Origin of the sequence: Roseixanthobacter psychrophilus (genome assembly GCF_043195195.1) — a bacterium.
In the GTDB taxonomy this organism is placed as follows: Bacteria; Pseudomonadota; Alphaproteobacteria; order Rhizobiales; family Xanthobacteraceae; genus NCEH01.
On the sequence record NZ_JBAFWT010000016.1, the window covers coordinates 56,037 to 78,119 of the forward strand.

The following is a 22,083-nucleotide window of genomic DNA, read 5'->3' on the forward strand; positions in this document are numbered from 1 at the left end:
CGCGAGGACACCATGCGCGATGCTCCCGCTAATGCCGCCTACGGGCTGATTGCAAGCCTCGACGAGCTGATCGCGGCGCGGCCGGAGGCCGGCAAGGCCGCATTCGCGCCGCGCGGCAAGGTGCGCAGCCAGCAGTCCGGCGGATATCGCTCGACGTTTCGCGGGCGCGGCATGGAATTCGACGAGGTCCGTCTTTACCAGGCAGGCGACGACATCCGCACCATCGATTGGCGGGTGACCGCGCGCACCGGTCGGACCCACACCAAATTGTTTCAGGAGGAGCGCGAACGTCCGGTCCTGATCCTGCTGGATTGCCGCAGTTTCATGCGGTTCGGCACCCGCGCCGCGTTCAAGTCGGTGCAGGCGGCGCGAGCGGCGGCGGTGCTGGCCTGGATCTCCACCGATGCCGGCGACCGCGTGGGCGGGCTGGTGATGACGCCCCGCGCGATCCATTCCCACAGTCCGCAGCGCAGCCGCGCGCGCGTGCTTGGCTTCATCAAGGCCATGGCCGACGGCACGCGGGAGGGGTTTGACGCCGCCCCCACCGGACCGGCGGCGGGGCAGGAACCCGCCCTCGCCGAAGCCCTCGCCCGCCTTCGCCGCACCGCGCGCACCGGCACGCTGGTGTTCATCATCAGCGACTTCCAGGATTTCGACGCCCGCGCGGCACGCGAGCTGAGCCGCCTTGGCCTGCAGGCGCAGGTGACCAACGTGTTCGTCTATGACCGACTGGAAGAGGCGCTTCCAGCTGCCGGTGCCTATCCCGTCAGCGACGGAGCCGCGGTGCGCCTGATCGATGCCGGCGATGCCACCGCGCGCACGGCCCATGCGCAAAGGTTCGCGGCCCGCCGCGCGGCGGTGGAAGAGGTGGCGCGCCAGCGCGGCATGGGGTTCGTGACGCTCCAGACCGGCGAGGACCCGGCGGAACGGCTGCATCCCGAGCGGCTGCGCGGCGCTCGCACGAAGCGGGCGGTCGCATGAAGCTGGCGCAGGCCTTCTCCCTTCCCGAACCACCGCCGAGCTTGCCCGGCGCGCCGGCCGAGGATCCGCTGGCAGGATTGCGCGACATTCACCTGCCGATGCCGGTCTCGTTCTGGCCGCTGGCTCCCGGCTGGTGGATGCTCGCCGGCCTCCTGCTGCTGCTCGCCTTGCTCGCCGCTTTGCTGGAATGGCGCCGCCGCCAGACGCTGGCCTATCGCGTCGACCAGGAACTGAAAGCGATCGCCCGCGACACCGCGCGCCATCCCGACGCCCGCGCGGTCGCCGCCGCGGCGGCCATGCTGTTTCGCCGGATCCTGGTGACCCGCGCGAACGATCCCGCCGCCGCCGCGCTCACGGGCCCGAACTGGGAGCTCGCGCTGGGCCAGGGCAAGGCGGGCCTAGCCCCCGATATCGCGGCCTTCGTGGCGTCGGCGCCGTATTTGCCTGCCCATGCCCCCGGCGGCGACGGCGTGCCGCGCGCGACCCTAGTGGCGGCGCTCCGACGCTGGGTCCGGAGCAACGCATGATCCAGTTCGAATGGCTCTGGGCGGCCGCGCTCCTCCCCCTCCCCCTGCTGGTGCGCTATGCCCTGCCGCCCGCCCGGCGCAGCCGCGCCGGCGCGCTGCGGGTCCCGTTTTTCGCCGAAATCGCGCCCGGTGCTGGCTCTGGCGCACGCTTGGGACGCGGCCTCAAGCTCGCCCTGCTGACCCTGATCTGGCTGGCCCTGGTGCTCGCAGCTATGCGGCCGACTTATGTCGGCACGCCGGTACCGATCCCGGTGGAAGGCCGGGACCTGATGATGGCGGTGGACCTCTCCGGTTCCATGGCGCGGCAGGACCTCACAAAAGACGGCCTGCCCACGGACCGCCTGTCGGTGGTGAAGGCGGTCGCGGACGACTTCATCGCCCGCCGCACCGGCGATCGCGTGGGGCTGATCCTGTTCTCCAGCCGCGCCTATATCCAGACCCCGTTGACCTTCGATCGCAACGTCACGCGCGACCTGCTCGCGCAGGCCACCATCGGCATGACCGGGCAGGAAACCGCCATCGGCGATGCCATCGGCCTTGCCGTGAAGACCTTGCAGGACCGGCCGGAAGACAAGCGCGTGCTGGTGCTGCTGACCGACGGCGCCAACAATTCCGGGGTGCTGGACCCGATCCACGCCGCCGAGCTGGCACGCCAGGAGCACGTGAAAATCTATGCCATAGGCGTCGGCGCCGACAGCCTCGCCATTGGCCAGCAGATCGTAAACCCCTCCGCCGATCTCGATGAAGCAGCGCTGGCGCAGATCGCGACGCTCACCGGCGGGCGCTATTATCGCGCCCGCGACAGCGCCGGGCTGGCGGCGATCTATCGCGACATCAACCAGATCGAGCCAGTGGCGGGCGAGCCGCTCTATCTTGCCCCCACGGTGTCCCTGTTTCATTGGCCGCTGGGCTTCGCCTTGGCCTTGAGCCTGATCTTGGCCTTCAGCCTCGTGGCCGGGGCGCTTTTGCCGGCGCGGCGGCGCGCGGCGGCGGATACGTCGCGCGCGGAAGTGAGCCCATGACCGCGCCCGCCTTTCTCACCGTCCTGCTGCCAGCCGGCTTCCACTTCCTGAGGCCGGACTGGCTTTGGGCGCTGGTACCGGCCGTATTGATCGCCGTTCTGGTCTGGCGTCGCGCGGGCGTCGGTGCGGACGCGTGGCGCAACCTCGTCGATGCCCATCTGCTGCGCCATCTGGCGCTGCGGGAGACCGGGCGCGGACGCCGCTGGCCGGTGGCGATGCTGCTCATCGGCTGGGTCTTGGCGGCGTTCGCCATGGCCGGCCCGACTTGGGAAAAGCTGCCCACCCCGGCGCTCGACCGGCTCGATCCGACCGTGATCGTGCTCAGCCTCGCCCAATCCATGAACGCCACAGATGCGAGCCCCTCGCGGATCGGCGCCGCCCGCCATAAGGTGGACGACATTCTCGCGCGCCAGCGCGGCGGACAAGTGGGGCTGGTGATCTATGCCGATGCCCCGTTCGTCGCGGCGCCGCTGACGGAAGATGCCCGGATCATCGCCCAGATGCTGCCGGAACTCGCCACCGACCTCATGCCGGTGCTCGACGACCGCCCCGACCTCGCCTTGCGCCGCGCCGCCGAGCTGCTGCGCGATGCCGGCGCGACGACCGGGCGCATCGTGCTGATCGCGGACGGGCCGGGCAACGATCCCGCCGCGACGATCAGCGCCGCAAAGGCGGCGGCGCAAACGGGCTATCGGGTTTCGACCATCGGTGTCGGCACGGCGGCTGGCAGCCCGTTGTTGTCCTTTGACGGGGGCGTGCTGCGGGCGCGCAACGGCGATGTGCTCACCACCCGCCTGGACGAAGCGGGGCTGCGCGAGGTGGCCGCAGCCGGACGCGGCAGTTTCTCCACCATGACGGTGGGAGACGGCGACCTCAATGCGGTGCTGGCCAAGAGCTCCTCCTCCGCCGGGCGGGTCGACACGCCGCTGCAGGACAGCGGCCTGACGGCCGACCAATGGCTTGACCTCGGCCCCTGGCTGCTGATTGGCATATTGGCCCTCGCGCCGCTGGCGTTTCGGCGTGGCTGGATCGTGGTGGTGCTGCTGGCGGCGCTCAGCGGTGGCGTGGCCCCGCGTGACGCGACCGCCCAAAGCTTTGCAGATCCGGTTCCGCCGGCCCAAGGCGTAAACACGCCCAGTGGGCCAGCCGCCAACATGCCAACCTCCAATCTGTCAGCCTCCGATGCACCCGCGTCGGGCTCGCGCACCTGGACCGACCTGTGGCAGACCCCCGATCAGCAGGGAGCGAAGGCGTTCGAGCGCGCGGATTACGGCACCGCCGCCCGCAGCTTCGACGATCCGAAATGGCAGGCGGGCGCGCTCTACAAATCCGGCGCGTTCGAGCAGGCGGCCGCCGCCTACGCCCAATTGCCCGACAGCGATTTCAATCGCGGCAATGCGCTCGCCCGCGCCGGGAAGCTGGAAGAGGCGATCAAGGCCTATGACGCCGCGCTGGCCGTCCATCCCGGCCAGGACGACCCGGTTCGCTCCGATGCGCTGTACAACCGCGACATCGTGCAGAAGCTGCTGGATCAGCAGAAAAAAGACCAGCAGAAGCAGGATCAGAAATCCGGCAACGACCAGAAGCCGAACGACCCGTCCCAGAAGCCCGGCGACCAGGGGAAGGACGACAAGGACAAGGATAAGGATAAGGACCAGCCGCAGAAGCCCGGCGACGACAAGAAGAACGACCAGCCGCCGCCCGGCCAGGACCCCAAGAAGCCGCCGCAGCCGCAGAAGCCGGAACCGCCGAAGCCCGAGCCCCCTAAGTCCGAGCCACCCAAGCAGGAGCCGCCCAAACCGGAACCCCAGAAGCAGGAACCGCCGAAGCCGAATCCGCCGCCGGACCAAAAACCACCCGAACCGCCGGCTCCCGCGCCGCCCCAGCCGCAGCCGGGTGCGCCCAAGCCCCTGACCGAGGAAGATCAGAATCGCGAGCAGACCCTGCGCCTCGTGCCCGATGATCCGACCGGCCTTCTGCGCGCCCGCATCCGCAGCCATTATGGCGGCGCGGGCGTCGTCGATCCGCAGCAGAACTGAAACATGCGATCCGTGCGCCTTTCCCTCCGCCCCTTGCGTGCGCTGGCCCTCGTGCTGGCGGTGCTGGCGTGCGCACTCGCCCCCGCGTTTGCCGCCGGCCCGACGTCCAGCGTCGACCGGACTCAGCTGTCGGTAGGGGAGAGTTTCGAACTGGTGATCACCCTCGTGGGGGGTGACGGTGCCCAGCCGCCGGACCTCTCCCCGCTTGCCCGCGACTTCGACATTCTCGACCGCAACCGGCGCAGCCGGCTGGAACTGGTCAACGGGCGCCGGACCCAGATCAACGAATGGGTGCTGGTGCTCGCGCCAAAGCGGTCGGGGACCATCAGCGTGCCCGCCCTTGGTCTCGCCGGCCAGAGCACGGCACCGATCCGCCTTCAGGTCGATCCCGCCACCACCGTCAACACGGAGGCGCGACCCTTGTTTGTCCAGGTGGAGCCCCTCGGGCCAGCCCCCTATGTCCAGGGCGAGATGCTGGTGGCGGTGCGAATCTACACCAATGGCCCGTTGCTCGGCGGCGCCCTCACGCCGCCCGAGGCGGTCGGCGCCACCTTCACCAAGGTCGGCGACCAGCGCATGTTCAGCAAGGTCATCGGTCGCCAGCGCTACCGGGTGATCGAGCAGGGCTACATCATGCGCCCTCAGCGCAGCGGCAGCATCGAAATCGGCCCGGTGACGCTGGAGGCCCAGTTTCCGAGCTTCATGGGGGGCGCCCTCCCCTCGGAGACGGCGCGTCTGCTCGGCCGCCCGGGTGCGACGATACCATCCGGCGTGGATCCCAATATCGGGCGCACGGTAACGGTCCGCTCCGACCCGGTACAGATCGAGGTGAAGGCCCGGCCCGCCGACGTGACGGGCTGGTTCCTGCCGGCACAAAGCGTAACCCTGTCGAGCACCTGGAATCCCCCTCTGGCTCAGGCCAAGGTCGGGGAAACCTTGACCCGCACTTTGACCCTGGAAGCGGTCGGGGCGACCCCCAACCAATTGCCGCCCCTGCCCGTCCCGGACGCCGACGGGGTGCGCCAATACGAGGAATCGAGCCGCTCAGATCAGGCGACGCTCAACGGCAAGGCTGGCGCGGTGCTCACGAAGACCGTTTCGGTGGTGCCCACGCGCGCCGGCACGGTGACCTTGCCGGGAATCGAAATCGGCTGGTGGAATCCCGACACCCGCAAATCCGAGACGGCGCATCTTCCGCCAGAAACCTTCACTGTCGCCCCAGCGTCCGGGCAGGCGCTCGTGCCGGCCCCGCAGCCGGTGGCAGTTCAACCCGCCCCCGTGGTGGCATCGACACCGGCGCCCGAGCCCCCCGCCACGACACTCTCCTTGCCGCAATGGATCGGCGACCTGCTCTCCCTGCGCGCCGCCGGCGCCTTTGCCGCCGCCCTGCTGGTGATCGCCGTAACGGCGCGCCTCGTGCGCGGCAGCCGAGGCCGCAAAGCCGGCGCCGCCGCGCCGAGGCGCCGCAATCGGGGTGGTGCGGGCGCCGAGGAGGCCTTGCAGGCGTTGCGTGCCGCCTGCAAGGCGGAAGACGCGGCAGCGGCCCATGCCGCGCTGCTCGCCTGGATGCGCACGCGGGATGGCACCACAGGATCAAGCGAAACCTTCCACACCGCCGCGATGGCCAAGGCCTCCGAAGACCTGCAGCGCCATCTCTACAGCGGCGCGCGCGGGCGATGGAACGGCGCGGCCTTGCTGTCTGCCCTGGCGGGTGAATGCGCGTCCGGCAAGCGCACCGGGGGGACACGCGCCCGCAGCCGGCTCGCCCCGCTCTATCCCTAGAGGCTTATACGCTCGCATTGGCTCGCGCGTAGCCGTTCCTGCTCCTGCGCCAGCTCCACTCCCGGAACCAAGCACGGCGGCACGCGCTTGATCCCGAGGCGCCGCATCGGCGTCTCACTGGGAGATCGAGACATGCAGGACACGCGCAATCTGAGTGAGTTCGAGCGCTGGGCCTCGGGACTTGCGAGCACCTTCATCGCCTCGTGGGGCATCAAGCGCGGCGGCGTCATCGGTGTGCTGGCGGTGGCGGGTGCGGGCGCGCTCATGTGGCGCGCGACCACGGGGCATTGCGCATTGAAGCAGGCGATCGAGGAGAGCCCACGCCCACAGCGCACCCGGGTGGACGCTGAGGCGGACGCCCCGGCGCGCTGATCGGCAGCCGATGGCGCTTGCGCATAAGGGCGCGAGCTAGCGGCCGTAACGCCGCCGGGCTTCCACTGCGAGGCCGGTTCCCACCGAGCCGAAGGTGTCGCCGGCCACCATCCGCGCCTGCGGCGCCATCGCGACGATGGCGGTGCGCACATGGGCGAGCCGCGTCGAACCTCCGGTGAGGAACAAGGCGTCGATGTCGTCCGCCTTCACCCCTGCCTGCGTGAGGCAATTTGTGATGCGGCGGGCAATCCGGGTCGAGAGGCTGTCGGTGTGGGTGACGAGGTCGTCGTGGACGATCCCCACTTCCAGCGCCGGTTCCAGCCACGCGAGATCGATGGCGGTTTGGCCGTCTTCCGAAACCGCGATCTTCGCCGCCTCGGCCGCCATGGCCAGCGTATGGCCGCGCTCCTCGCTCACCACATGGGCGAGGCGGCGGATCAGCTCGGGCCGCGCGGATTCGCGTTCCATCTCGCGGATCGAGCGATGCACGCGCGGATCATACAGGCGATTGATGGAGGACCAGGTGGCCAGATCCTGAAACAGGCTCGCCGGGGCTGAGAGGCCCTTGCGCTTCATGGGGCTGCCGTGGCCCAGCAGCGGCATCACCATGCCGAGGCTGAGCGCGCGGTCGAAATCCGTGCCGCCGATGCGCACGCCGTCATTGGCGAGGATGTCGTCGGCGCGGTCCGGCTTCGCGCGCCGGTCGGGGCCGATGCGCACGATGGAGAAATCCGAGGTACCGCCGCCGATGTCGGCGATCAGGGCGAGTTCCTCGCCGTTCACCTGCCGCTCGTAATCGAGCGCGGCGGCGATCGGCTCGAATTGGAAGGAGATGTCGGAAAAGCCGATCTCCCGCGCCACCGCGCCGAGCACATCCTGCGCCCGCGCGTCGCCCGCCGCGTCGCCATCGACGAAATGCACCGGCCGGCCGAGCACCACCTGGTCCAGGTATGTGCCGGCCTTGGCTTCCCCGCGCCGCTTCACCTCCGCGATATAGGCGCCGATCACCTGCCGGAAGGTGACGCGGGCGCGGCCCACCGCGGTGGTCTCCTCGACCAGGGCGCTGCCGAGCACCGACTTCAGCGCCCGCATGAGCCGGCCCTGCTCGCCGCTGACATAAGCCGCCATGGCGGCACGGCCGATCACCGGCGGGCCGCTGCGAGGATAGAAGATGGCGCTCGGCACCGTCACCGCGTCGCCCTCGACCGGAGCCAGTTCCGGCCCAGAGGGACCGTTGAGGCCGAGCGTGGTGTTGGATGTGCCGAAATCGAGGCCGCAGGCCGCCATGGTGGGTTCCCGAAACGGAGCGCAGAGCGTGCGCTGCAACATCGTGCAGAAGGGCGCGCTCGGTACCGCTTCGGCGCGGCAATATCAAGCCCCCGCCGCGCAAAACGGGACACAGTGGCGAAGGCTCAGCCTATCGTGTCCGCATTCCGGCGCTTGGCTTGCGCGCGCCCCGCGAGCCTTTCGGCCAGCGCAGCGGCCAGGACACCAGATGGTCCACCAGCTCGAACAGGCCGAACATCTGTTCGCCCCCGGCCACTTTGCCCCGCACCGAAATCCCGGCGTCGTGCACGGTCTCGGCGGAGCCCGAGACGAGCGGGTGCCACCAGGGCAAGGTCTTGCCCTCGTCCAGCAGGCGATAGGCGCAGGTGGGCGGCAGCCAGGAGAGTTCCGCCACCGCCTCCGGCGTCAGGCGCACGCAGTCGCTCACATGCTCCTGCCGGTTGGGATAGTCGGAGCAACGGCAGGAGTGGGTTTCGAACAAGCGGCAGATCACGTCGGTATAGGCGATCTCGCCGCTGTCCTCGTCCTCCAGCTTCACCAGGCAGCAGCGCCCGCAGCCGTCGCACAGGCTTTCCCACTCCACGGCGGTCATCCGGGCGAGCGGGGTGGTCTGCCAGAATGGGGCATCGCTCTGTTCCGCCGGCGCGGCGGGCGGGACAAGCGCGAGATCGGGCGGAAGCGGTGGAGGCATCGCCTTCCTTATCACGAAGCGCCGGCAGCCTTGAACCGCGCGGATGAAAATTTACCCCGTCCTCACGTCTGCTTGCGCTCTCTCACGCAGCGCTCGCCCCTGCCCGCGGGTCGGGGTATAGACAATGTTGCCCACAGTTCGTCGTGTTTTTGACACGCGGGTGCGGGAGCAGAATGGCAGGGCCGTCTTCGGCCAAGACGATGTTTGGTGAGGAGCGCGCGGGGCGCGGCGCGCCTCCCGCCACCGACGATGAGAAGCAACGAGCGGTGAACGAAGGTTCCAAACCCTCCTTCAGGACCCGGCTGCGCAACGCGCTGCTGGATATCGACGCGCGCATCGACAGCACCCTGTTTCGGCTGGGCGCGTTCGTGCGGCGGGCGGCGACGTCCTATTCCGCCTTCATGGAGCATTTCTCCCTGGCGGGGGTGCCACGCTTCCTCGTGGGCATGGCCTCGGAAGGCTTCACGCTTGGCGTTGCCGGCGCGGTCGTGATCCTGGCCCTGGCGCTGCCGGCGTTTCACGAGACCTCCGACGACTGGCTGAAGCGCACCGAGCTGGCCGTCACCTTCCTCGACCGCTACGGCAACGTGCTGGGCGAGCGCGGGGTGCGCCAGAACGATACCGTGCCGCTGGCGGATTTTCCCGACTATCTCCTCAAGGCCGTCCTCGCCACCGAGGACCGGCGCTTCTACGAGCATTTCGGCATCGACATCGCCGGCACGTTTCGCGCGATTGTGACCAATGCCAAGGCCGGCGGCGTGCGCCAGGGCGGCTCCTCGCTGACCCAGCAGCTCGCCAAGAACCTGTTCCTCTCCAACGAGCGGACCATCGAGCGCAAGATCAAGGAGGCGTTCCTCGCCCTGTGGCTGGAGAGCCGGCTCACCAAGAGCCAGATCTTCAAGCTCTACCTCGACCGCGCCTATCTCGGCGGCGGCGCCTATGGGGTGGACGCGGCAGCGCAATATTATTTCGGCAAGTCGGTGCGAGAGGTCAATCTCGCCGAGGCCGCCATGCTCGCCGGCCTGTTCAAGGCGCCAAGCAAATATGCCCCGCACGTGAACCTGCCGGCGGCGCGCGCACGTGCCTCGACCGTGCTCGACAATCTGGTCGATGCCGGCTTCATGACCGAGGGACAGGTGTTCGGCGCCCGCCGTAATCCGGCGACCCCGGTGGACCGCAGCGACATGGCGGTGCCGGACTATTATCTCGATTATGCCTTCGCCGAGGTGCGCAAACTGGTGGACGCTCTGCCCAAGAGCGTCACCGAGCGCAATTTCGTCGTGCGCACCGGGCTCGACCCTAACATCCAGAAGGTGGCGGAAGCCGCGCTGGACCAGGCGTTGCGGCAATATGGCAAGGATTACAAGGTTGGCCAGGGCGCCATGGTGATCATGGAGCCCAACGGCACCTTGCGCACCATGGTGGGCGGGCGTGACTACGGCGAGAGCCAGTTCAACCGCGCGACCGACGCCCTGCGCCAGCCAGGTTCTTCCTTCAAGCCGTTCGTCTATACCGTCGCGCTGATGAACGGCTACAAGCCCTCAACCATCGTGCTGGATGCGCCGATCTGCCTCGGCAATTGGTGCCCCCAGAATTACGGCCGCTCCTACATGGGCTCGATCACGCTACAGACCGCGCTCCAGCATTCGCTGAACACGGTCGCGGTGCGTCTCGCCGAACGGTTCGGTCGCCAAAAGATCATCGACCTCGCCCACAAAATGGGCATTACTTCCAACCTCATCCTCTCCGCGCCGCTGCCGCTCGGCGCCGTGGAGGTGACGGTGGTGGACATGGTGAGCGCCTACAGCGTGTTCGCGAACGGCGGCAAGAGCGTCTATCCCCATGCGGCGGTGGAGATGCGGGTTGCCAACGGCGAAGTGGTGTGGCGCTTCGACCGCGACGCGCCAAAGCCGGTGGAGATCATTCCGCCGAACATCATCGACATGATCAACCCCATGCTCAACAACGTGGTGGAAAACGGCACCGGCCGGCGGGCGCGCCTGGAGAACATCAAGGTGGCGGGAAAGACTGGCACCACCAATGCCTATCGCGACGCGTGGTTCATGGGTTTCACCGGCAATTATGTCGGCGGCGTCTGGTTCGGCAACGACGACTATACTTCGATGAACAAGATGACCGGCGGCACCTTGCCCGCGATGACGTGGCAGAAGGTGATGGCCTATGCCCACCAGGGCGTGGAGCGCAAGTTCATCCCTGGTGTCGGCGACCAGCCGGCTCCAAAGCTGGAGGACAAGCCCTCACCCATCGAGGTGCCGGAGCTGGATTCGATCCAGCGTCCGGTCACCCTCTCGCCGCGCGCGGCAGACCGGCTGATCCGCCTGGAGCAATTGTTGCGCACCGCTCCGCCCTTGCCGCCGCTGCCCGGCCCGACGGCCATGGGTGGGCCTGTGTCCGGCACGACCCAGGGTGCGAACCCGCCCCCGACGCGTACCAATTGATCGGAGCACAGGACCTGCCGTGCGCCTCGTGACTCTCGCCACCACCCTTGTCGCTGCAGCGGCGATCGGCCTCGGTGCAACCTATTTCGCCGTGACCCATTCCCGCGGCATGGACATCATGCGCTCCGGCGCATGGCAGGGCTGGCCGCGCTCCGGTACCACCCAGGCCGATCCGTATGCTGCGGCGGCCTTTGCCCGCACCGGCGAACTGCCGCTGGAGCTCGCCGACGGCCTGCTGTTCCTGGCTGATCAGGACACCTCCGGCGCGCCGCTCGACGGGCGATGTGACATTCGCATTTCCGGCGCCCTGCCCCAGTCGCGACTCTGGACACTCACCGTGACCGACGACAAGGGCCAGTTGATACCCAACGAAGCGGGCCGCCACGGCTTCACCAGCGCCGAACTGGTCTATGAGCCGGACGGCGCCATCAATGTGCAGCTCTCGCCGCGCGCGCGGGCCGGCAATTGGTTGCCCACCGGCGCACGCGGGCGGTTGCAGGTGGCGCTGCGACTCTATGATGCCCCGTTCAGCTTCGCCTCGGGCGCACAGGACGATTCCACGCAATTGCCCCGGATCGTGACGGAGCGCTGCCCATGAGCCGGTCCTCCTTGTTCGGTCGGCAGCGACCCGCCTATCGCTCCACCAGCCGTTCGCCGGGGCCGGCGGAACGGCTCGCCGCCATCTTCCAGGCCGTGCCGGCCGCGCCGCGCCTCCTGCTGCTTCCGGTCGTCTTCACGCTGGTGCTGGCGGGGATCGTTCATCTCCTGTCCGTGCTGGCCATGCCGCGCCTCGCGCAGGCTTCCGCCTATCAGCGGCTGGCGCCCTTGGCGCCCGTCAACACATTGGTTCTGTTGCCGCAATCGGGGGAGACGGTGCTTCCCATGACGGATCCGGCCTTCATCAGCGCGGTCTGCCGTTATGATTTGCGCCAGCATCCGCTGAAAGTGAAGGTGCCGCAGACGGGCGACTACACCTCGGTGTCGTTCTACACCAACAAGGGCTTGCCGTTTTATGCGCTGAACGATCAGGCGGCGGGCCGGGTGATCGAATTGGATCTGCTTTCCCCGGCGCAACGTGCGGCGCTGCCGGAGGATGAAGAGATCACGGCCGCCGACCGCCTGATCGTGGAATCGCCGAGCACAACCGGAATCGTGCTCATTCGCGCGTTTGCACGCTATGGTGACGTGCGCGACACCGTGCGCAAACAGCTGGCAGCGTCGAGCTGCACCTCCACGCTCTGACCCGTCGAACAAAGGCGGGTGGAAGGCGGAGCATTCAAAAAGGCGCCCGCGCGCGCTGCTGGCTGTGAACCGCGCTCAGGCCTGCCGCTGCGAGGGATGCGGCTTGCGCGGGAGCTTCGACGGCCCCGCGGCTGCATCCGATGCACCATCCAAATGGCGTTCGATGCGCACCACCGGCAGAATATAGATCTGCGCGCTGCCAATGTGATCGCCGTGCGTCGGCCCGGCGTCGCGCCGCGCGCTCCGCCCGTGCCCCCTTCGTTCCCGCCCCGCGGGAAACGATAAAACCGTTCCCATGTCTGTGCTCCTCGTGAGCCGCCATGACCTCCATAACGCAAACACGGTGCGAAAGTTTCCGAAAGCTGTGCATTTCGCGCGGCTTCTTTTCAAATATCACGATGACGGTTTTGGCGGGTACCGGGATGCGTGTCGTAAGCCGGCTTTTCAGCCGTGCGCACGAGACGCGGCGGGCAGCGACGAACGGCTGCGCGGCTATTCCTTAGCCAGCTCTATGAACGAGCGGCCGGCGCGGTCCTCGATCTCCAGGAACCATAAATCTGAATCGAAGCGGATTTCCTTCGCCATCCGCTCTTCGCTCGCGCTCTCGGGTGAGCCGGGCGGCACCAGCACGGAAAACAAGCGTGCGCCTGAGGTCTCCGCGTCGAAGGCGCTCTGCGGGGCCGGACCATAGAGGGCAGCGGTGCCGTCAAGCGTCGCCACCTTCACGAACACCGCTCCGGCCTCCTCCGAGCCGCGCCGCCGCACCGCCGCGAACGCGCCCGCACCATTGGCGGTGCGCACGATGGCCGAGGCGAAGATGCCGCTCTTCAGGCGCATGTCAGTCGATCACCGTGCCGGAGACCGCGATCAGTTCCTTCACCATGCGGTCCGAGATCTCGCCGTCGGCTGGCAGATTGCGGTCGCGCTCGAAGCGCTGAATGGCAAGCCGGGTTTCCACGCCGGGCCGTCCGTCGGGCTTGAGCGGACCGTAGCCGAGCTTGGCCAGCGTCTTCTGCACCGCGAGAATGCGCGAGGCGGGCGCAAGGCCCGCCGGCGGGCGTACCGAGCCGGTGACCGTATCGGCAGACGATAGAGTAACGCCGGGAAGGCGCGCCGGCGGACGGGCGCCGACCTTGGCGGTTCCCGCGCCGCCAGGCACGAGAGCCGGAGGCATGAGGATGGCGGCGGCCGCCGCGGCGGCGGCGCTCTGCGGCGGCGCGGGCGGGGCCGCGGCATGCACCGGGGCGATGTTCAGGGGCCCGGCGGAACCGGGGGCGGCGGGCGCGTTCGTGGCGCCGGAGATATTGAGCGTTCCAAGGCTGCCGCCGGGCGGCGCGGTGACGATGGGGGCAGGCGTATTCGCCATCAGGGATGGCGACAGCGCTGCCGCCGGAACATGCGTGCCGCCGCCGGTTTCGGCGTGGGGCTTGGGCACCGGGACAGGGGCGATGGGCACGGCCGTGCCCCCCGCCACCGGGCCCGGTCGGGTGCCGCTTTGTAGAACAAACACGTTGGCGAGCACAGCACCGGTCAAGGTGACGGCCATCAGCACGGCGAGCCCGTCGGCGAACCGCAGGCCCAGCCTTCCGCGCGGCTCCGGCGCTTGGAACGCCTCGCCGGTCTCCTCGTGCGACGCATGCAACGCGCCCATATCTATTCTCATGCGCGCAGACGCTCCCCTTCCGGTTGCGCTCCGGCGCCGGGGCGCGAGAACGGCGCAACCACGACGGCGGGGCGGGTGAGCGGCAAGGTCAGGGTCACCAGGGTGCCGCGCCCCGGCGCGCTGGTGACGCTGAATTCGCCGTCGTGCAGGCGGACCAGAGCGCGCACCACGGCAAGGCCGAGCCCGCTGCCGGTGCGGCGACGCTCCATGTCGCCGGTCTGGAAGAACGGTTCGCCGAGCCGCGCCACATCGGCCGCGGACATGCCCGGCCCCTGATCCGACACGCAGATCAGCAGATTGCCGCTCTCGGCCCGGGCCGAGACGTCCACCCGCGTTCCGGGCGCGCTTACCTTCAGCGCGTTGGACAGGAGATTGAGCAGCACCTGCTTGAGGGCACGCTGATCGGCGAGGATCTGCGGCACCCGGTTCGACAGGCTGAGAGTGATGCGCACATCGCGCCGTACCGCCTCGATGGCCATCATGTCGTGGCAGGCCTGGGCGAGGCGCCGCACATCCACCGGCTCCACCAGCAGTTCATAGGCGCCCGCCTCGACCCGCGAGAGGTCGAGAATGTCGTTCACGACGCCCAGCAGGTGCTGTCCGCTATCGTGGATGATGCGGGCGTATTCGGCGCGTTTTTCCCCATCCATGCGGCCGGCGGCATCGCCCAGGAGCATTTCGGAAAAGCCGAGAATGGTGTTGAGCGGCGTACGCAGTTCGTGGCTCATGGCGGCCAGGAACTGGCTTTTCGCCGCATTGGCCCGCTCGGCCTCCTGGCGCGCGGTGACCTCGGCCTCCGCCCGCGCCCGCTGTGCGCCGATATCGCGCCAGCAGGCCCGCACGCGCCCGCCTTCCAGGGGAAACGCGCGCATCTCCATCCACACGAATTCCGGCGCGAGGCCCTCGGCCTCACAGCGCAGGCGCACCTCGCAGCTGAGATCATGGGACTCGGGCGTGAGCCCAGCCGCACCGGAAATCGCAGCGAGAAAAGCCGGGCGGTCCGCCACCAGGATGCGGTCGAACAGGCCGTGGCCGACCAGCGTGCCTTCCGGTAGTGCCGCGAAGGGGGCTTGGACGTGGGCGATGGCGATGACATCGCCGGAGCGCTGGTGGTGGGTGACCAGCGCGGTGTCGGAAGACGGCCCCACCCGACGCAGGCGCTGCGCGGTGCGCGAAAGCCCGCCGGAAACCCCCGCGAGAGCCGCCGAAACCAGGCCGCACGCCAGCAGCCAAGTGCCATCGGACGCCGCGCCGGAGACGAGGCCGGCGGCCTCGAACAGCAGCACGGCGCCGCCGGAGCCGGCGCACAGCAAGGAGAGCGCCCCCAGCGCCCGTGTGCTGCGCCGCGCCAGCGTGCCGATATCGGCGAGGCTGATCCAGGGATCGGGTAGATCCCCAAGGGCCACGTCCGGCCCGCGCTTGTGTCTCATCACAGTCGTGACACGCAATGCCAGCCCCTGCGCCTTTCAGCGCCCCCTCGTTTATCCCGCGCAAGCTTGCACGCCGCGCTTAAACGAACTGCTAAGGGCCGCAGGGTCACCCGCCCAGCGTTAACGATGTCTTGAAAAGTTGGGCGGCCAAACCCGGTGCAGGCCCTGCGCCCCCCCCCGCCTTCTGATACTCTATGGTTATCGAATGGTTGAATTGGCCGGCTCGGGGGCCGCCCTGGGGAGCTTGAGCGAGGCGCTCCATGTTCTTTTTGATCCGCATGACATTCTGGCTCGGCCTGATCCTGCTGCTGCTGCCCCTCGGCACCTCTGGGGAAGGGCGCGAGGTTGGGGCGTGGCAGGCTTTCGTCGCCGTGCAATCCGCCGTGTCGGATGCGCGCGGCTTCTGCCAGCGCCAGCCTGATGCCTGTGCGGTCGGCGGCGACATGCTGATGCAGATCACCGAGAAGGCTCAGGTCGGCATCAAATGGGTCGCCGACTCGCTCGGCCACGCCCGCAGCGAGGGCACGGCCCCGAGCGGCGCGGCGTCCAGCCACACGCTGACGCCGCAGGATCTCGTTCCCGGCTGGGGCGGCGAGCCCGCCGCCGCGCCCGGCGTTCCCACGCCCTTGAAGCGTCCGGCCTGAGCAGCAAACGGTTCGCGCCGGCGCAGGCAGGGACGACGCCGCGCGCCCGAGCCGCGCGGCGCAATTTTTGCTTGTCTCGACTTTTGCCGGGGCTGCGCGCAGCCTATATGGCGGATAGCCGACCAGGACCTGAAGCCTTCATGGCGAACGCTCTTGGTCATGATCGACAGGTAAGGTGCGATGGCAGCGGATCAGGATGTCGAGGCCCTGGTGGCCGATTTCGAGCTTCTCGACGATTGGGAAGACCGCTACCGCTTTGTCATCGAGCTGGGCCGCGCCTTGCCGCCCTTCCCCGAGCAGGATCGCACGGACATCAACAAGGTACAGGGCTGCACCAGCCAGGTCTGGCTGGTGAGCGGGCGGCGCGACGGGCCGAATGGACCGCTGCTGGAATTCAAGGGGGATTCCGACGCCCACATCGTCCGCGGGCTGGTGGCGGTGCTGCTGACCATCCTGTCGGGCAAGGGCGCGCGCGAGATCCTGGAAGCCGACCCGCTGGCGGTGTTCCGCCGCATCGGCCTCGAAGGCCACCTCACCCCTCAGCGGTCCAACGGCCTGCGTTCGATGGTGGAGCGCATCCGCGCCGACGCCCGCGCCGCTCTCGCCGAAGCTTGAGCGGCACGGGGCTACTGTTCGGCGTTCAGCGCCCGGGAGAGATCGAGCCGGGCGTCGGGAACGAGGGCGTGGGATAGCCCAGCGGATCGGGGCCGAACCGGTTCGGCCCCCGCGTTCCAGACAGCACATTGAAGATCAGGATCACCAGCATGCCGATGCCGGTGAACACGAGCAGCAGCCACCAGCCGGTGCGATCGATGTCGTGAAGCCGACGCACCCCGACGGCGATGCTCGGCACGATGTGGATAAGATGCACGATGCCCGTCAGGATGCCGTAGCTTTCCACGGCCACCATGCCGTCGGCGGTGAAGACCTGACCGCCGAAGAGGAGCATGTCCAGCACCTCCGCCACCACGCTCAGCAGGAACACCACCAGGGTGTAAAGCCAGAATTCCTTGCGGCTGGCGCGCCCGGTGAAGGTCGCATACTGCCGCATCACGCTCAGATAGGAATTGAACATCCCGCAGCCCCGTTCGCCCCCGGCGCGCTGGGCGCCGTCCCGGCCATTTGAGAGCTTGCGAGCGCCGGGTCAAGGGCGAGGCGTCCCGTTCCGGCATCTCCGGCGCGCGGCCTCACCCTGCCGCATCGGGCGGCGCGTGCCAGGCCCGACTGGGCGCATGGGATCGGCCGTGTGCGGCACCGGCGATGCCGTAATGCGCGGCCAGGCGGTGGAGCGCGAGGGATAGCACCACCTTGCCGGTGCGCAACGGCCAGCCGCGCTCGCTTTCCACGCTCTCCAGGCCCTTGAGGAAGCAGCACACATCCAGCAAGACGCCGGAGAGCTCCGGCCCCACAGCCGCCACCGCGCGCGCGACGCGGCCCTTGGCGGCGAGAACGGCGTCGCTGAAGTCGCAGGGCCCCGCCCCACCGGATCCGCCGCCGAGCCCGGTCCAATCGGTGGTCACGCGCGGGGTGAGCTGGGCACGGGTGAAATCCGCCCGCAACCGCTCCCCCGCGAGCACCTGCGCCGGATCGATCAGGGGGCGCCCGTCCTTGCCCTTGCGGCTTGCGAGCCATCCGAGCGGGCTTTCGGCAAGATCCAGCAGCACCACTTGCTCCTGCCCGTCGATGAGCACGCAATGGGGCGCCGCACGGACAGCGGGGGCGCCCCGGGTTGTCCGGCGCGGCGCGATCGGGCCGGCGGGACCGTCCCGTCCTGACCTCCCACGCGCTGACCCTGCGGCAGCAGGCGCGGGGCATGCATCGGCGGGGGCGGACTTGGCAGTTTCGGGCTCAATGGGCATCGCAATCTCCGAACTAAGTTTTTATTCCTAGTATCGAAGCCGCAAAAGATCAAGGTCCGTAGGGATTCAATCCTACCTGTGATTTTCCTATGTTTCTCGGGATTTTTAGGTTTTTCGGACTATCGAAGGGACGAAGATTCGGCGCCTCTAGGAACTTATCCCGCAAAACTGATAGGCTTGGACGCTGGGCCCGGCCCCCTCCGGCGCGGCTGGAAATGGTCCTCCGCCGCCGTGTCGCTCGCCCATCTCCCATGCCCTTGCGGGAGCAGTCGTTCGAGCTCGCGATGCAGCGTCTGCGGCCATTATGGACCTCCGGGAAGGATTGACCCGATTGACCGCAAATAATCGCAGCAATGCGCAAAGTGCAGTGAGCGCCGGGCGGCGCTCAGCCTTCGCCTGCCAGCGTCACGATCCCTTTCGGCAGGCCACCGCGACGCCTCGGCTCCCCCGCTTCACGAGGGCGAGAAACCCGCTTCGGAGCAAGGTTTCGCCCGCTTGCGCCGAGGGAATCCGGCGGCTGGCGCAGGCGGCCAGCAGAACCACCGAGCAGAGTAAAAATAAAACGCCGCCCAAGGGGGCGGCGTTGCTTGAAACCGTTTTCGCTGCCCCGAGGGTGCAGGAGAAGGAAAATACTGGCCTAGCCTGAATTGGCCCGCCGTCGCCCCCTTTTCGGCGCCGTGCGTCGAACTCGACAAATCAGCGACGACGACGCCACTGCTGACCAAGGCCCATCTGCTTGGCAAGCTCGGAGCGCGCCGCTGCGTAGTTGGGAGCCACCATGGGATAGTCGGCCGGCAGCGACCACTTCTCGCGATATTGCTCAGGGCTCATATTGTACTGCGTGCGCAGGTGGCGCTTCAGGGATTTGAACTTCTTGCCATCTTCCAGGCAGATAATGAAATCGGGCGTCACCGACTTCTTTACCGGAACAGCCGGCTTCAGCGGCTCGGGCGCAACCTCGACCTCACCTTTGGACACGCGCTGCAATGCGGCATGCACTTCATTGATCAGGGCGGGCAGCTCGGCGGTGGACACGGAATTATTGCTGACGTACGCAGAGACGATGTCCGCGGCCAGCTCGATGTAAGTGGTCGATTCCGATGCTTCGCTCATGGGACTTTCTTCTGTTTGAAAACGGAAATCGCATTTTCATGCGGCACCGGCGAAGGCGTTGCCTCACCAACGCTGTCCTCGGTCCGCGCAGCGACGCTTGCATCGATTCGACGATGGCACCGCCATAGCTAGTTAGGTTGAAGAGCAACGAATTGCAAGTTCATTCTCGCGAAAATTACAGCTCTTCTTCCCGCTATTACTCAATCGTGCTCCAACCGCAGCGCTCCACTAGCCCGAGGTAAGACCATTTGCGCATTGTGTCATCATTCCAAGCGGTTCGCTCACCGTGCGAACGAACCGCACCGGGGCCGGCGCGACTTGCGATGGGCCTGGGGAATGCCTACTTCGGGGGAGCGAAATACTGGGAGAGCGCCCGTGAGCACCGAAGCCAAGGCCCCGACATCCAGCGACACCCCGGCAGGCGACAAGGTGGTGAAGACCGAAGCCGAGTGGCGCGCGGAATTGTCCCCCACCCAATACCGCGTCCTGCGCCAGCAGGGCACCGAGCACGCGTTTACCGGGCCTTATTGGGACGAGAAGCGCGCAGGCACCTATGCCTGCGCCGCCTGCGGGGCCCCTTTGTTCAGCTCTGAAACGAAATTCGATTCCGGCACCGGCTGGCCGAGCTTCTATGCCCCGCTCGATCCCAAGTCCGTTACCAATTACGAGGACCGCGCCCACGGCATGGTGCGGGTGGAAAGCCGATGCGCCCGCTGCGACAGCCATCTCGGCCACGTCTTCCCGGACGGCCCCAAGCCCACCGGCCTGCGCTTCTGCATGAACGGCACCGCGCTCGACCTGAAGCTTGCGGGCGAGGCCGGCTCGGATTCCAAGCCGGACGCTTCCGATGAAGGCTGAGCCGCCCCGGGCTGCGCGCCACCCCTCGAGCCGGGTCGTCCACGGCCTCACCCTCACCGATGACTACGCCTGGCTGCGCGCCGACAATTGGCGCGACGTCATGCGCGATCCCACGGTGCTTGGTGCCGACATCCGCGCCTATCTGGAGGCGGAGAACGCCTATGGCGACGCCTTCTTCGCCCCCCACGGCGAAATGAAGACCAAGCTCGTCGCGGAAATGCGCGCGCGCATCAAGGAGGATGATTCCTCGGTCCCCGCGCCGGACGGCGCCTTCGCATATTATGCGCGTCATCGCGAAGGGGGGCAGCACCGACTTCTGTGCCGCGTTCCGCTGCCGGAGGGCGCGGAACAGGTGATGCTGGACGGCGACAAGGAGGCGGAGGGAAAGCCGAATTTCCGCCTTTACCTCAGCACCCACACCCGCGATCACCGCCGCCTCGCCTGGGCGGCGGACGAGCAGGGCTCGGAGCTGTTCACGATCCGCGTGCGGGATCTGGAGACCGGCCTCGACCTGTCGGACCGCCTGGAAGGCGCCACCGGCGACATTCTCTGGTCGGCCGACGGCGAACATCTTTATTATATCAAGCGCGATGCGGAGCATCGCCCGGCCTTCGTCCATCGCCACCGCATCGGCACCGACCCCGCCGACGATGTGCTGATCTATGAGGAAAAGGACAAGGGCTTCTTCGTCTCGCTGGGCAGGACCCAGTCCCAGGCGTTCGGCCTGATCGCCTGCGGGGATCACGAAACCTCCGAAGTCCATCTGCTGGACCTCGCCTTGCCGGAACCCGCGCCCCATTGCGTGGCGCCGCGCGAAACCGGCGTGCGCTATGATGTGGAGCACCACCCCGATCTCGACGGCAACGACAGCCTGGTCATCCTCACCAATGCGGACGGGGCAGAGGATTTCAAGCTGGTGACCGCCCCCAGCCATTGCACCAATCGCAGTTCCTGGGTGGATCTGGTGCCGCACCGCCCGGGCCGGATGATCCTCAGCCACGTGGCCTATCGCGGCTTCATTGTGCGTCTGGAGCGGGAAAACGGCCTGCCCCGGATCGTCATCCGCGCGGTCTTCTCCAGCGAGGAACACGCCGTCGCCTTTGATGAAGAGGCTTATGCGCTCGGGCTGGACGGCGGCTTTCTGTTCGACACCACCGATCTGCGCTTCACCTATGCGTCCATGACCACGCAATCCGAGGTGTGGTCCTACGACATGCACGCGCGCGGCCGCACGCTGCTGAAACGCCAGGAAGTGCCGAGCGGGCACGATCCCTCGGCCTATGTGACGCGCCGCATCTTCGCCCCGGCCAAGGATGGGGAGAGCGTGCCGATCTCCCTGCTCTACCGGGCCGATACCCCGCTCGACGGCAGCGCGCCGTGCCTGCTCTACGGCTACGGCGCCTATGGCATCACCATTCCCGCGGGCTTTGCCACCAACCGCCTGTCGCTGGTGGATCGCGGCTTTGTCTATGCCATTGCCCATGTGCGCGGCGGAACCGACAAGGGTTGGCATTGGTATGCCGACGGCAAGCTCGACAAGAAGACCAACACCTTCACCGATTTCATCGCCGCCGCCGAACATCTGGTGGCGGCCGGCTTCACCCGGCCGGAGCGCATCGTCGCCCAGGGCGGCTCGGCGGGCGGCATGCTGATGGGCGCCATCGCCAACATGCGGCCGGACCTGTTCAAGGGCATCATCGCGGAAGTGCCGTTCGTGGACGTGCTCGCCACCATGCTGGACGACACCTTGCCGCTCACCCCGCCCGAATGGCCCGAATGGGGCAATCCCATCGCCTCCATGACGGCGTTCGAACGCATCCGTGCCTATTCCCCCGTGGATAATGTGACGGCGCAGGATTATCCCGCCATCTTCGCCTTGGCGGGCCTCACCGATCCGCGCGTCACTTATTGGGAGCCGGCAAAATGGATGGCGAGGTTGCGTGACAGCAACACTGCGCGCGCGCCGCTGCTGCTGCTGCGCACCAACATGGATGCCGGCCATGGCGGCGCCGCCGGCCGGTTCGACCGGCTGGAAGAAGTGGCGCTCACCTACATCTTCGCGCTCACCGTGACAGATGTTCTCGCGTCGGCGCCCGAAGCGGTGGCGTGAAGCG

General features: G+C 67.9%; 21 protein-coding genes. 13 read left to right on the plus strand and 8 right to left on the minus strand.

The window, feature by feature from the left end; genetic code table 11:
• Positions 1-12 precede the first annotated feature (12 nt).
• The 6 genes from V5F77_RS15355 to V5F77_RS15380 all read left to right on the plus strand — a co-directional run bounded on the left by V5F77_RS15355 (position 13) and on the right by V5F77_RS15380 (position 6,723).
• The gene (locus V5F77_RS15355) at positions 13-981 is read left to right on the plus strand and encodes a DUF58 domain-containing protein (protein ID WP_429006230.1); all 969 of its coding nucleotides are present in this window, start codon (positions 13-15) and stop codon (positions 979-981) included.
• Entirely contained in the window at positions 978-1,508 is a 531-nt protein-coding gene (locus tag V5F77_RS15360) for a DUF4381 domain-containing protein (protein ID WP_429006231.1), read from the plus strand. Before V5F77_RS15355 ends, V5F77_RS15360 begins: the two co-directional genes overlap by 4 nt.
• A complete protein-coding gene (locus V5F77_RS15365; RefSeq protein WP_429006232.1) occupies positions 1,505-2,530 on the plus strand; it encodes a vWA domain-containing protein in 1,026 nt (341 codons plus the stop codon). Before V5F77_RS15360 ends, V5F77_RS15365 begins: the two co-directional genes overlap by 4 nt.
• The gene (locus tag V5F77_RS15370) at positions 2,527-4,569 is read left to right on the plus strand and encodes a VWA domain-containing protein (RefSeq protein ID WP_429006233.1); all 2,043 of its coding nucleotides are present in this window, start codon (positions 2,527-2,529) and stop codon (positions 4,567-4,569) included. The genes V5F77_RS15365 and V5F77_RS15370 overlap by 4 nt, the downstream gene beginning before the upstream one ends.
• Before the next feature lie 12 nt (positions 4,570-4,581).
• Complete coding sequence (locus V5F77_RS15375) at positions 4,582-6,351, plus strand: BatD family protein (RefSeq protein ID WP_429006234.1); 1,770 nt, start codon at positions 4,582-4,584, stop codon at positions 6,349-6,351.
• Between the two features lie 132 nt (positions 6,352-6,483).
• Positions 6,484-6,723, plus strand: a complete 240-nt coding sequence (locus tag V5F77_RS15380) for a hypothetical protein (RefSeq protein ID WP_429006235.1) — start codon at positions 6,484-6,486, stop codon at positions 6,721-6,723.
• A gap of 36 nt (positions 6,724-6,759) precedes the next feature.
• On the opposite strand, the gene V5F77_RS15385 is transcribed toward V5F77_RS15380, so the two are convergent.
• Together V5F77_RS15385 and V5F77_RS15390 are read right to left on the minus strand one after the other, a co-directional pair.
• Complete coding sequence (locus V5F77_RS15385) at positions 6,760-8,010, minus strand: Hsp70 family protein (protein WP_429006236.1); 1,251 nt, start codon at positions 8,008-8,010, stop codon at positions 6,760-6,762.
• A gap of 130 nt (positions 8,011-8,140) precedes the next feature.
• A complete protein-coding gene (locus tag V5F77_RS15390; RefSeq protein ID WP_429006237.1) occupies positions 8,141-8,701 on the minus strand; it encodes a YcgN family cysteine cluster protein in 561 nt (186 codons plus the stop codon).
• Positions 8,702-8,874: 173 nt separating this feature from the next.
• Here V5F77_RS15390 and V5F77_RS15395 point away from each other — a divergent pair, with 173 nt between their 5' ends.
• The 3 genes from V5F77_RS15395 to V5F77_RS15405 are packed head-to-tail and all read left to right on the plus strand — an operon-like array spanning position 8,875 to position 12,402.
• On the plus strand, positions 8,875-11,160 hold the full coding sequence (locus V5F77_RS15395; protein ID WP_429006238.1) for a transglycosylase domain-containing protein: 2,286 nt from the start codon (positions 8,875-8,877) through the stop codon (positions 11,158-11,160).
• Between the two features lie 19 nt (positions 11,161-11,179).
• Entirely contained in the window at positions 11,180-11,758 is a 579-nt protein-coding gene (locus tag V5F77_RS15400) for a DUF1214 domain-containing protein (protein ID WP_429006239.1), read from the plus strand.
• The gene (locus V5F77_RS15405; protein ID WP_429006240.1) at positions 11,755-12,402 is read left to right on the plus strand and encodes a DUF1254 domain-containing protein; all 648 of its coding nucleotides are present in this window, start codon (positions 11,755-11,757) and stop codon (positions 12,400-12,402) included. Before V5F77_RS15400 ends, V5F77_RS15405 begins: the two co-directional genes overlap by 4 nt.
• A 492-nt stretch (positions 12,403-12,894) precedes the next feature.
• Here V5F77_RS15405 and V5F77_RS15410 read toward each other — a convergent pair whose 3' ends face one another.
• Genes V5F77_RS15410 through V5F77_RS15420 form a run of 3 tightly spaced genes read right to left on the minus strand, consistent with a single transcriptional unit; the run spans position 12,895 to position 15,513 of the window.
• Positions 12,895-13,239 carry a DUF1491 family protein gene (locus tag V5F77_RS15410; protein ID WP_429006241.1) on the minus strand — a complete coding sequence of 115 codons (345 nt, stop codon included), beginning with the start codon at positions 13,237-13,239 and terminating at the stop codon, positions 12,895-12,897.
• A 1-nt stretch (position 13,240) separates the two neighbouring features.
• Entirely contained in the window at positions 13,241-14,053 is an 813-nt protein-coding gene (locus V5F77_RS15415) for a peptidoglycan-binding domain-containing protein (protein ID WP_429006242.1), read from the minus strand.
• Positions 14,054-14,061: 8 nt separating this feature from the next.
• Positions 14,062-15,513: a sensor histidine kinase gene (locus V5F77_RS15420; RefSeq protein ID WP_429006243.1), complete on the minus strand. Its 1,452-nt coding sequence runs from the start codon at positions 15,511-15,513 to the stop codon at positions 14,062-14,064.
• Between the two features lie 242 nt (positions 15,514-15,755).
• Between V5F77_RS15420 and V5F77_RS15425 the strand changes: the two genes are divergently transcribed.
• Both V5F77_RS15425 and V5F77_RS15430 read left to right on the plus strand, forming a co-directional pair.
• On the plus strand, positions 15,756-16,139 hold the full coding sequence (locus V5F77_RS15425; protein ID WP_429006244.1) for a DUF5330 domain-containing protein: 384 nt from the start codon (positions 15,756-15,758) through the stop codon (positions 16,137-16,139).
• Positions 16,140-16,319: 180 nt separating this feature from the next.
• Positions 16,320-16,754, plus strand: coding sequence for a SufE family protein (locus V5F77_RS15430; RefSeq protein ID WP_429006245.1), 435 nt, complete (start codon positions 16,320-16,322; stop codon positions 16,752-16,754).
• A 25-nt stretch (positions 16,755-16,779) separates the two neighbouring features.
• Here the strand turns inward: V5F77_RS15430 and V5F77_RS15435 are convergent, their stop codons facing one another.
• From V5F77_RS15435 to V5F77_RS15445, 3 genes are all read right to left on the minus strand, one after another.
• Positions 16,780-17,214 (minus strand): DUF805 domain-containing protein, encoded by a 435-nt coding sequence (locus V5F77_RS15435; RefSeq protein WP_429006246.1) that lies wholly within the window; start codon positions 17,212-17,214, stop codon positions 16,780-16,782.
• 112 nt (positions 17,215-17,326) lie between these two features.
• On the minus strand, positions 17,327-17,830 hold the full coding sequence (locus V5F77_RS15440; RefSeq protein WP_429006247.1) for a DUF6456 domain-containing protein: 504 nt from the start codon (positions 17,828-17,830) through the stop codon (positions 17,327-17,329).
• Between the two features lie 864 nt (positions 17,831-18,694).
• On the minus strand, positions 18,695-19,111 hold the full coding sequence (locus V5F77_RS15445; RefSeq protein ID WP_429006248.1) for a MucR family transcriptional regulator: 417 nt from the start codon (positions 19,109-19,111) through the stop codon (positions 18,695-18,697).
• A gap of 375 nt (positions 19,112-19,486) precedes the next feature.
• On the opposite strand from V5F77_RS15445, the gene msrB reads away from it, so the two are divergent.
• Both msrB and V5F77_RS15455 read left to right on the plus strand, forming a co-directional pair.
• Positions 19,487-19,969, plus strand: a complete 483-nt coding sequence (msrB, locus tag V5F77_RS15450; protein WP_429006249.1) for a peptide-methionine (R)-S-oxide reductase MsrB — start codon at positions 19,487-19,489, stop codon at positions 19,967-19,969.
• A complete protein-coding gene (locus V5F77_RS15455) occupies positions 19,959-22,079 on the plus strand; it encodes a S9 family peptidase (protein WP_429006250.1) in 2,121 nt (706 codons plus the stop codon). Before msrB ends, V5F77_RS15455 begins: the two co-directional genes overlap by 11 nt.
• Positions 22,080-22,083 lie beyond the last annotated feature (4 nt).

Bases quoted from the DNA above. Each gene is read 5' to 3' on its own strand.
- V5F77_RS15355 (WP_429006230.1), top strand. From the start codon at position 13: ATGCGCGATGCTCCCGCTAATGCCGCCTACGGGCTGATTGCAAGCCTC.
- V5F77_RS15360 (WP_429006231.1), top strand. From the start codon at position 978: ATGAAGCTGGCGCAGGCCTTCTCCCTTCCCGAACCACCGCCGAGCTTG.
- V5F77_RS15365 (WP_429006232.1), top strand. From the start codon at position 1,505: ATGATCCAGTTCGAATGGCTCTGGGCGGCCGCGCTCCTCCCCCTCCCC.
- V5F77_RS15370 (WP_429006233.1), top strand. From the start codon at position 2,527: ATGACCGCGCCCGCCTTTCTCACCGTCCTGCTGCCAGCCGGCTTCCAC.
- V5F77_RS15380 (WP_429006235.1), top strand. From the start codon at position 6,484: ATGCAGGACACGCGCAATCTGAGTGAGTTCGAGCGCTGGGCCTCGGGA.
- V5F77_RS15385 (WP_429006236.1), bottom strand. From the start codon at position 8,010: ATGGCGGCCTGCGGCCTCGATTTCGGCACATCCAACACCACGCTCGGC.
- V5F77_RS15390 (WP_429006237.1), bottom strand. From the start codon at position 8,701: ATGCCTCCACCGCTTCCGCCCGATCTCGCGCTTGTCCCGCCCGCCGCG.
- V5F77_RS15395 (WP_429006238.1), top strand. From the start codon at position 8,875: ATGGCAGGGCCGTCTTCGGCCAAGACGATGTTTGGTGAGGAGCGCGCG.
- V5F77_RS15405 (WP_429006240.1), top strand. From the start codon at position 11,755: ATGAGCCGGTCCTCCTTGTTCGGTCGGCAGCGACCCGCCTATCGCTCC.
- V5F77_RS15410 (WP_429006241.1), bottom strand. From the start codon at position 13,239: ATGCGCCTGAAGAGCGGCATCTTCGCCTCGGCCATCGTGCGCACCGCC.
- V5F77_RS15415 (WP_429006242.1), bottom strand. From the start codon at position 14,053: ATGGGCGCGTTGCATGCGTCGCACGAGGAGACCGGCGAGGCGTTCCAA.
- V5F77_RS15425 (WP_429006244.1), top strand. From the start codon at position 15,756: ATGTTCTTTTTGATCCGCATGACATTCTGGCTCGGCCTGATCCTGCTG.
- V5F77_RS15430 (WP_429006245.1), top strand. From the start codon at position 16,320: ATGGCAGCGGATCAGGATGTCGAGGCCCTGGTGGCCGATTTCGAGCTT.
- V5F77_RS15435 (WP_429006246.1), bottom strand. From the start codon at position 17,214: ATGTTCAATTCCTATCTGAGCGTGATGCGGCAGTATGCGACCTTCACC.
- V5F77_RS15445 (WP_429006248.1), bottom strand. From the start codon at position 19,111: ATGAGCGAAGCATCGGAATCGACCACTTACATCGAGCTGGCCGCGGAC.
- V5F77_RS15455 (WP_429006250.1), top strand. From the start codon at position 19,959: ATGAAGGCTGAGCCGCCCCGGGCTGCGCGCCACCCCTCGAGCCGGGTC.